The 8,907-nt window shown below is 34.1% G+C and carries 9 protein-coding genes; 7 read left to right on the top strand and 2 right to left on the bottom strand.

Translation table 11 applies throughout. From position 1 onward, the window contains the following. Positions 1-767 precede the first annotated feature (767 nt). Both ACKI4K_RS05440 and ACKI4K_RS05435 read left to right on the top strand, forming a co-directional pair. Positions 768-3,827 carry an FmdE family protein gene (locus ACKI4K_RS05440; protein WP_407423042.1) on the top strand — a complete coding sequence of 1,020 codons (3,060 nt, stop codon included), beginning with the start codon at positions 768-770 and terminating at the stop codon, positions 3,825-3,827. Between the two features lie 84 nt (positions 3,828-3,911). Then, positions 3,912-4,472, top strand: coding sequence for a hypothetical protein (locus ACKI4K_RS05435; RefSeq protein WP_407423040.1), 561 nt, complete (start codon positions 3,912-3,914; stop codon positions 4,470-4,472). Here ACKI4K_RS05435 and ACKI4K_RS05430 read toward each other — a convergent pair. Next, on the bottom strand, positions 4,465-4,608 hold the full coding sequence (locus ACKI4K_RS05430) for a hypothetical protein (protein WP_407423044.1): 144 nt from the start codon (positions 4,606-4,608) through the stop codon (positions 4,465-4,467). The two genes, ACKI4K_RS05435 and ACKI4K_RS05430, sit on opposite strands and share 8 nt — an antisense overlap. Here ACKI4K_RS05430 and ACKI4K_RS05425 point away from each other — a divergent pair. The 5 genes from ACKI4K_RS05425 (at position 4,553) to prf1 (ending at position 8,559) form a co-directional block, all read left to right on the top strand. After that, the gene (locus ACKI4K_RS05425; protein WP_407423038.1) at positions 4,553-5,167 is read left to right on the top strand and encodes a DUF2162 family putative transporter; all 615 of its coding nucleotides are present in this window, start codon (positions 4,553-4,555) and stop codon (positions 5,165-5,167) included. The two genes, ACKI4K_RS05430 and ACKI4K_RS05425, sit on opposite strands and share 56 nt — an antisense overlap. 19 nt (positions 5,168-5,186) lie before the next feature. Then, the gene (locus ACKI4K_RS05420) at positions 5,187-5,828 is read left to right on the top strand and encodes a MotA/TolQ/ExbB proton channel family protein (protein ID WP_407423036.1); all 642 of its coding nucleotides are present in this window, start codon (positions 5,187-5,189) and stop codon (positions 5,826-5,828) included. A 12-nt stretch (positions 5,829-5,840) separates the two neighbouring features. Beyond that, positions 5,841-6,179, top strand: coding sequence for a DUF2149 domain-containing protein (locus ACKI4K_RS05415; RefSeq protein WP_407423034.1), 339 nt, complete (start codon positions 5,841-5,843; stop codon positions 6,177-6,179). Positions 6,180-6,359: 180 nt separating this feature from the next. Beyond that, entirely contained in the window at positions 6,360-7,238 is an 879-nt protein-coding gene (locus ACKI4K_RS05410) for a hypothetical protein (protein WP_407423032.1), read from the top strand. 76 nt (positions 7,239-7,314) lie between these two features. Then, complete coding sequence (prf1, locus tag ACKI4K_RS05405; RefSeq protein ID WP_407423030.1) at positions 7,315-8,559, top strand: peptide chain release factor aRF-1; 1,245 nt, start codon at positions 7,315-7,317, stop codon at positions 8,557-8,559. Here prf1 and ACKI4K_RS05400 read toward each other — a convergent pair. After that, on the bottom strand, positions 8,556-8,810 hold the full coding sequence (locus ACKI4K_RS05400) for a hypothetical protein (protein WP_407423028.1): 255 nt from the start codon (positions 8,808-8,810) through the stop codon (positions 8,556-8,558). The genes prf1 and ACKI4K_RS05400 overlap by 4 nt on opposite strands. Positions 8,811-8,907: the final 97 nt, after the last annotated feature.

Raw genomic sequence — 8,907 nt, 5'->3', positions numbered from 1 at the left:
CAATGTTTGTTTTGATATTTTTTAATCATTATTTTTAAATAATACTTTTGGATTTCTTCATAAATTAGTTGTTTTAAATAATGCAGTCTATTTTTGGAGATATATTAAAAAACAAGACAAGTATTACTTTTCATTTTCGTAATACTGTTTTCAAAGTAATATAACACTGTTAATAAGGGTATTTTTCATATCTTGGAGTTATTTGAGGAGTATCCTATAAAATAAGAAAAGATTATTTTACATATGTGTTAAACTAGAATTTAAAATTCCAATTTAACACTTTTCAAATTTTGGAGGCGAATTTTAGGTAAACCTAAAAATCATCCTCATGTTAATATTGTTGTTAAGGATATATAAATGTTTTTATAATTGTGAATGTATTAAGTTCATGTTGTTTTATATTATTTGCATCAATCTTTAAGTTTGTTATTTTAATTGGATGCTTTTTTTTTAATTTATATGGTTAATAATTTTAATAACTTATTTGATTTTTTTTAAAAAAATATTACTCAATCATAAAAATTTATAACACTGTTAATTAATGTAGGGGATAGTATTAAATTATTACTTTTAATTTTTATATAAATGGGGGGTTTATAATTGGTATTGAACTTAATTAGCTACTTTAATGGTCGTATCATATTTTTCATGAATTTAATACTAATTTGAAAAGTATTACTTTTTATCAATTTTTTATATAATCTGTAATAACTACTTTTATATATTTATTACTCAATAAAGTAAATGTAGATATTCTATATTAATTATTGAATATCTTTTCAAATTTTGGAGGCGATATTATTAGAAAACAGGTTGTTTTGTTTATCACACTGATTGCTTGTTTAATGCTCGTAATCGGTGCGGTATCTGCAGAAAATACAGATGCCCTTTCTGATTCTCAAAATAGTCTTCCTACAGGTAATGATGTCTCAGATGTAATTGCTGATGCTGATGATTCAAAGGTACTGGGAGTTGACTCTTCCAATCCGGTGTCAGTAAATGTGAAAGTTAATTACGAATATTCTGATGATGCGGCTAATTTGGTTCCAGATTTTTATGTAGTTTCCGATAATCAGTATCTTAACTTTACTAAGACATATGATGTAAATAATAGGAATTATGTTATTAGTATAGACAATTATAATGGAAATTCTTTAGATATTTCCGCTATGACAGCCGGTTATGGTACTGAAATAAAAACTGTTGATGGTGCCGAGTTAACTAAAATCATTTCCTTTGATTTAAAAGCTAGTGAAGCTTATAAATTGGGAAGAACTGTTACTGAAATTGCTGATAACAAATTAGATTTTAGAAATGCAGATGATGTTCTTGCAATTACCACCGCAGGCGTTGCAAAATATAACGGTAAACTTAGTGAAGATGCGATGGAAGCAATTGTTAACTATGGAAAAATAGATTACAGTAATGTGATAATGTTACGTCAAAGTGCTACTGATCCTGTTGACTTTGCTTTTATTGTTAGACAAGGAAACAATCTACAAGCTATTGTTTTCCAAAATGCATCTACTAAATATTCTTATTTAGGAACTATTTCTGAAAATATGACTAAATCAGAATGGAATAAATATTATAATGCAGTCGTTGGTGAAAATGCATGGGCATTTGCAAGTTTGGCAAATGGTTGGTCTGCAGGTGTTTCTAGAGAAATACTTCAAGAGGCTGCTTTCCATGGCCACATTTGTGAAGGTACTTTAGGCGGATACAGTATTATTCAGGCTTTATTGAAATTCTATCCTCCTGAGCAAGAAACTAACCCTGGTGGAGTAGGTTCTCCAGCAGACGTTACTGCTTACAAGGTACTTGGAGTCCCTGGCGGATCTGATGATGATGCAGCAATATTCTTTTTAGATGATACAATCGGTAAAACCGGTTATACTGGTATGAATACCACTAACACCGGTGCTACTGAAAATATGATTGGTTTTATTAAATGGAATTCCAAAGCAAAAACCGGTGATTTAATCATCATGTCATTTAATTCAACTAATCTCAAAAAAATGTTTACTAAAGAAACCGGAATTGACCCTGATGCAGGTAGTTTAGAAGAACTCAAATACTGCTCCTGGTGGATTAACCAAATCAATACCAGTCCTGAAAACTTGGTCGATATATTATACGAATTCACTGGATTGAACCAAGAACAATACAATTGGTTAATGGGAACCACCGAAAACGTAACTTATGATGGCGAACCAGCAGAATATGGTCTTGACGGGCATGGTTTAGATTTAGAATATATTTTATCTTTAGGCCTTGCTAAAGCTACAAGAGCCACTCCTGCTGATAACAGTCAATCTAAATTAAGCGATGCTGAAATTAAGCAAATCGGTATCGATGCAGCAAACGAAGCCAAAAGAATATTTAAAGAAGAATTAGGTGTTGAAATTGGTAGGGATAATGTAGACTTCCTCGCATTAACTGATGCAGGATATGCTTTCTTAAATGGTCAAGACACTGTAATTGCACGTGATGGTCTTTATGAAGTATTTGGTGGAACATTATACAGTCAAAACTTATTAAGCCTTCACCAAGCTGTATGGAAACCATTATGGTTTGCATTTGCAATCCGTTATCCTGATTCTGATTTAGTCAACATGATTTATTTAAGATATAATCCGGACACTAAAGACTTCTTTGTTGGAGATCTTGACGGCAACAGAGTTGTTGACATTGGATTTGAAACATTAAATAACAGTGCTAAATTAAGAGCTATTGAAAAATCATTTGTCCCTGATGGAAACTGGTTTAATATACAAACCATTATAAACGCATGGAACGAACATCCAATATTCGATCAAATGGCAACCTTCCTATACCATGCACACGTATGTCCGGGTGTACAGCCGGGATTCTTCATAACTGATTACATCCAAGAGAAATACCCATTAGGCGAAAATGAATCCTACACATACATTGCATCCAACATCTTCTGTAAGGATGATAGTTTAACCTATTTGTTAGATTTATCTCCAGGTTTAGGCACTTTCTATGTACAGAAATTACCTTCCAATGAAACAGTTTCCCCATATATCCCTGGTGGAAACTATCAAGGCGTTCTCGTTGTATGGGACGACAATCTTAAAATAGGTAGGGCATCAACTGTAAGTTTCAAATGGGCAACCATTGACAACAGTATGTACGCTACCTCTGAAGGTGCACGTGCTAACCAAATCAGAGCATACATTAATCTTTATGCGGGTGTTGATGATCCTCATATCAAATCACTTCCTGTTGTTTCAACAGATGATGAAAGATGGATTACAGAAGAGCAATTCAACACATTAAGACAAGGTGCTGGTGAGGACTTTAATGCAATAACTTACTTGAAAAGTTTAGATAATGTTACTAAAGAGGATCTATTGAAATCTATGGAAAAGGCTAAAGATAACGGCAATTCTAACGGAAACGGTAATTCCAATAGTAATTCCAACACTAACTCTAATAGCAATTCCAACAGCAATTCCAATAGTAATTCCAACAGTAACTCTAATTCAAACTCTAACAGTAACTCAAACGCAAATAGTAATTCCAATGCTCCAGCTTCCAGCTCAACAAATGCCGTTTCATCTTCAAGAGGTGTTGGAACTTCAGATGCAACTGCAGCTGGTGCTCCGGCTGATAGTGAATCTTCCGATGATGTTCAATCTCAAGATTCTAAAAACAGTCCAAGCAAAGCAAAATCATACGAAGTTTCAAAAACTCCAGCCACTAAATCTGCTGATTCAAACAGTTTGATTTATGCTGTAGTCGGTGTTTTAGCTATTGGTGCTGTACTTGGTTTCGGATTTATGAGACGTAGAAAATAAGTAAATTAACAAAAGCAATGACTCTTTATGGAGTTATTGTCTTTTTTTATTTTTTAGGCAAATTTTAAGAGTTTTGGTGATTAAATGAATTATAAACATTTATCTTTATTGATTTCAATAATTTTTACTGTATCTTTTATTTGCGGTGCAGTATGTGCTCACCCGGGTCATGGTAGTGAGTATGTGGAGGAGGTGCAATCCAGTACACCCGCACCGGCGGTTTCAGAGGCCCCTAGTTCATCCAGTGGCTCTAGCTCATCAGGTGGCTCTAGTTCTTCAGGAAGTTCTGCTTCCAGTTCATCAAGTGATTCTGCTTCTTCAGGTGGATCAAGTTCCGGCTATTCTGGAGGTTCAGGTTCTAGTTCTGGTCATGGTTCAAGTTCTTCAGGAGGGTCCGTTTCTTCAGGTGTTTCGCAATCAGGCAGTCCAGATTCATCTTCTAGTTCATCAGCAGATGTTTCTGGGGTGAAGGATAATTCAAGTAATTCCAATGTTAATCAGACAAACAATACTACCAATGCTTCAAATGAAGTTGTCAATGAGAATAATGACTTATTCAGCTTGAATAATATATTGCTATTGGTATTGGCATTATTTTGTGGATTTGCTATAGCAGTTATTTTCTCTAAATTAATTTCTAAGTAACTGGTGATGGCATGGCTTCAAGTTTGGTTTGGTCTTTGGGATTCATTGTTTCCATAATCCTTTTTTCAGTAATTATTGCATTGATTTTTAACTTTAATGGCAGTTCCAAAAAGGCTTTGGCTAAATTCTCTGTCATATCTTTTATTGTTACAGGGGTTATGATTTATTTCATGAGCTTATTCAAAAATCAATTAGGTTTAATATTTGGGATTTACAGTTATACATTGTTATTTTTAATTGCATTTATTCTAATTTTCACTGGATATATTTTATCTAAAGAAAAAAACTTTAAAAATTCTTTCAAAAAGGTGCTTTTATTATCTTACATGTCTTTCATGCTAATCGGATTTGTATGCATTATGTCAAATAGTGATTTATTCGGATTCAACTCTTTGACATTGGGTTTGTTTACAACAATTCTGTTTAACTTATTAATTTGGGTAGTATTTTATGCAGTTAATAAGTTTAATTTAATAAAAATTTCTTATAATTCGTTTGGAAGGTTATATTTTATTTGTGGAGTATATTTGTTGATAGTTTCTTTATTCCTTCCGAATATCATGTCATTGGATATGAAAAGTATGAAGCCTATAAACATTGCTTCTATTGAATCAATGATTTTTACAATAGTTTTCCTAATTGTTGTGGCAATTTGCGGTTTATGGTATTATAAAAAAAATACTTTATTAAAATAATTATTATGGGGTGATTTGTGTGGTGAGTATTCCTGGAAGCGAATTATTAACAGCGGCTTTGAATGTTGTATCTCAAAGTCTTCAGATTCCAGTAATCATATTCTTGCTTATATTTGCTGTTTTCGCTGTTTTCGCTTTTGGAGGACTTATTTCGGATTATTATAGTCGTGTTAAGTTAACTCGTGAGTATAAAGAGGAGTTGGTGTTTTCTCTTGTCAATGCCAATTCTGTTGATGAACTGATGAATTTAGTTGATAATTCTAAAATTTATGATAATCAAAAGGAAGTGCTGCTGAAGATAATCCATGCACATTCTTTATCTGCCGATTCCCGCGAAGCTTGGGCTTTAAACTTAATTGAAGAGGAAGAAGTAATAATGGCAAAATCCCTTGAAAAAGTGGACATTGTTACTCGTATTGGTCCTACCCTTGGTTTGATGGGTACCTTAATTCCTATGGGGCCGGGGCTTGCGGCATTGGGTAACGGAGATGTTACAACATTGGCCACTGCAATCATTGTTGCATTCGATACAACTGTTGTGGGTATCGGATCCGGTGCTGTAGCTTATGTTATCTCAAAAGTCAGACGCAGATGGTATGAGGAGTATTCTTCTAATCTTCAATTGTTTGTAAATGCTGTTCTGGAGAATTTAAATAAGTAGGTCGGATGCTTTATGATTCGTAGAAGAAAAGGAAAATTTTTAAATCAGGGCGAAGAGGATCCCATGGCAGGAACATCCAATCTTGTTGATGCAATGCTCGTAATTGCTGTTGGTTTACTGGTGTTTTTAGTCATCTCATGGAATATGCAGAACATCGTATTTAATGATAATATGGATGATCAGCAAAAGCAAAAGGTAAGGGATGCAATCAAGGAAGTTTCCCAAATAGACCAGGGTAAGGAATTGGAAGGAGCTCCGGATATCAGTAAATCCTCTGGAGAAGGTTATACAGAGATGGGTAAGGTATATAAAGACTCGGATACGGGTAAATTAATAATGGTCGAGGGTTAATATTTAATTAACTCTCTTTTTAATCTTTTTTTATTTATTTCAGTAATTTCAATAATTATATTACTTGTGTTGCATATAATTTAATTAATCATGATTGAAAAAATAGAAATTACTCAAAGATTTAATTTTAAACGCCTTAATCGCCACTATGAATGTTTTACAATTGATTTTGTGAATAATATGGCTTATTATAAGATTTCAGAGAGGGGCAGTGGCGATAAGTTTTTAGAGGAAAGTAGCTTATGCGATGATTCCTGGATTGATATTCTGGTTGATTTGAGGCGCAACATGACTAGCGAAATCCATAAGTTCAGTTTTGAAGAATCTGATGAGCTGATTCATGAATTTATCAGTTTAAAGCTATTTGATGGTTTTGTTTCAGAGGAATTTTCCTATTTCGAGAAGTTGGAGCTGATTTATTCATGCATTGTCATCATCTACTCGACAGATGGCTTCGAGGAGTATTCATTTAAGAACAATTTCCCGAAAGATTGGATTAGGTTCGGGGAGCTTTTAAAGGATTTCTTCAAATTCGATGTTCTGCACCTGAACTATCAAAAGCAGCTGGCCACTCCACTATACTACACATTAAAAGAAGACGGAGTTTACTTCGGTGAGGACAGATTGGAAATAAAGGCCATCGAGTTTGGACATTACAGGTGCTATCCTTATGAAATGCCAAATCCGAGATTGATTGTCAATTTTGATGAAAATACTATTGCGGGATATATAGATAAGGATTTGACGGATAAGGATAAGGAGCTGATTTTAAATCTTTTGGAAAAGTATCATGTTTATTTGTGGACGCAAAGCGATTATCATCTAAAATCAAAGAATCATGACCCTGAAGACCTTGAAGGATATGACTGGTATTTGGAGATTGTCTTTAAGGGGGATGTAGTCTGGCATCTGTTCGGATATAATGACTATCCCGACACTTATGTTCACCTGGCTCGTGAAATAATGGCCATCACCCAAATGGATCTGCTTGAAATAAACACTATCGATGAGGCAAACATTAATTTATTTGAAGAATACGGAAATTCCAAATTAGCTTGATTTTTTCATTAATTATTTATATTTAAAAAAAGATAATTAATACTATTATATTAATTTGATTTTTATAGTGATTATTATGTCAGAAGTATCATCAAAAGAATTATACGAGTTTAAGAAAACCTTAAAGGAATTGGCTCAAAAGAGAGGAAGAGGTACAGAGCTTGTTTCCGTTTATATTCCACCAACCAAACAATTGAGTGATGTTGGTAAGCACATGAGAGATGAAATGGGTCAGAGTGCTAACATCAAGAGTAAACAAACAAGAAAAAATGTACAATCTGCCATTGCAGTAATTTTAGAAAGCATTAAATTATACAAACAGCCTCCGGAAAACGGTCTGGTTTTATTTGTGGGCATGATTCCTAAAGGCGGTCCGGGCACTGAAAAAATGGAAAAGTATGTTATAGAGCCGCCCGAACCGGTTACAACCTATTGGTATAAATGTAACAACGAATTTTTCTTAGAGCCATTGGAATACATGATTGAGGAACGTGATGTCTATGGTGTGGCTGTAATTGATAGAAATGAAGCTACATACGCTACTTTAAAAGGTAAAAAAGAAACCATCCTTGGTCATTTGACCAGTGGAGTTCCTGGAAAACACAAAGCAGGTGGTCAATCACAGAGGAGGTTTGACCGTGTCATCGAGGATCTTGCTCACCAATTCCTGAAACGTATTGGGGACCATATGAATGAAGCATTCCTGCCCCATAAGGATGATTTGAAAGGAATCATTATTGGAGGGCCTGGTTTCACTAAAAAGGATTTCTATGAAGGGGACTATCTTCAATACGAACTCAAGGATAAGGTCATGTCTATAGTCGATACCTCTTACACTGGTGAAGAGGGCATTCGTGAAGTCATTGCAAAATCTGCTGATGATTTGGCAAATCTTGATGTGATGCAGGAAAAGAAGCTCGTTCAAAGGTTCATTCAGGAATTGAGAAAGGATAAGGGACTTTACTCATACGGTGAAGAGGAAGTCAGAAATAACTTGATTATGGGTGCCGTTGACGTATTGCTTTTATCTGAAGATTTGGCAAGTATGCGTAAGACCTTTGCATGTCAAAATTGCGGAACACAAAAGCAGTTCACCGTTAAGACTCAGGCTGAAGCGGACAATCTTGAAGAGAGATGTCCTAACTGTAATGATGTGCTGAAAGAAGAGTCTTCAATGGATTTGGCTGATGAATTTGTGGAAAAAGCTGAAGAAATGAATACTGCTGTTGAGTTTATTTCCACTGAAACTGAAGAGGGAATGCAGCTTTTCAGGGCATTTGGTGGTATAGGCGCAATCTTAAGGTATTATGTTGAACATTAGCTGTTATATGAATTTGGAGATTTATCCAAATTTTTTATAATGCTTCTTTTTTTCTTTCGCTTTTTTGGAGTGTAATATTCGTTCAGTCCTTCTTCAATGCGTATTCTATTAATCAATCTAAAAAATAATTCCTTGTCAACTGGTGTTTCTTCATTCAGCTCCAGATATAGGGAGTGCATATTTCTATTTTTTGTCAAATACCTTTCTTTCAACTTATTGTATTGGCTTTTTGTAATTTTATTATGTTCCATCAACTTCAACCTTTGTTTTGTAATTTTGTCTACTAAAATTCAAATTTTGCTAGACATTAATACTTAATATATTAATTATCGTATATAAAGAAATATG

Source organism: Methanobrevibacter sp., from assembly GCF_045644645.1.
Taxonomy (GTDB): domain Archaea; phylum Methanobacteriota; class Methanobacteria; order Methanobacteriales; family Methanobacteriaceae; genus Methanocatella.
This window is presented reverse-complemented; position numbering and strand designations above follow the sequence as displayed.

Coding starts and splice junctions, on each gene's coding strand:
- ACKI4K_RS05435 (WP_407423040.1), top strand. CDS start 3,912: ATGAATTATAAACATTTATCTTTATTGATTTCAATAATTTTTACTGTA.
- ACKI4K_RS05430 (WP_407423044.1), bottom strand. CDS start 4,608: ATGACAGAGAATTTAGCCAAAGCCTTTTTGGAACTGCCATTAAAGTTA.
- ACKI4K_RS05415 (WP_407423034.1), top strand. CDS start 5,841: ATGATTCGTAGAAGAAAAGGAAAATTTTTAAATCAGGGCGAAGAGGAT.
- ACKI4K_RS05410 (WP_407423032.1), top strand. CDS start 6,360: ATGGCTTATTATAAGATTTCAGAGAGGGGCAGTGGCGATAAGTTTTTA.
- prf1 (WP_407423030.1), top strand. CDS start 7,315: ATGTCAGAAGTATCATCAAAAGAATTATACGAGTTTAAGAAAACCTTA.
- ACKI4K_RS05400 (WP_407423028.1), bottom strand. CDS start 8,810: ATGGAACATAATAAAATTACAAAAAGCCAATACAATAAGTTGAAAGAA.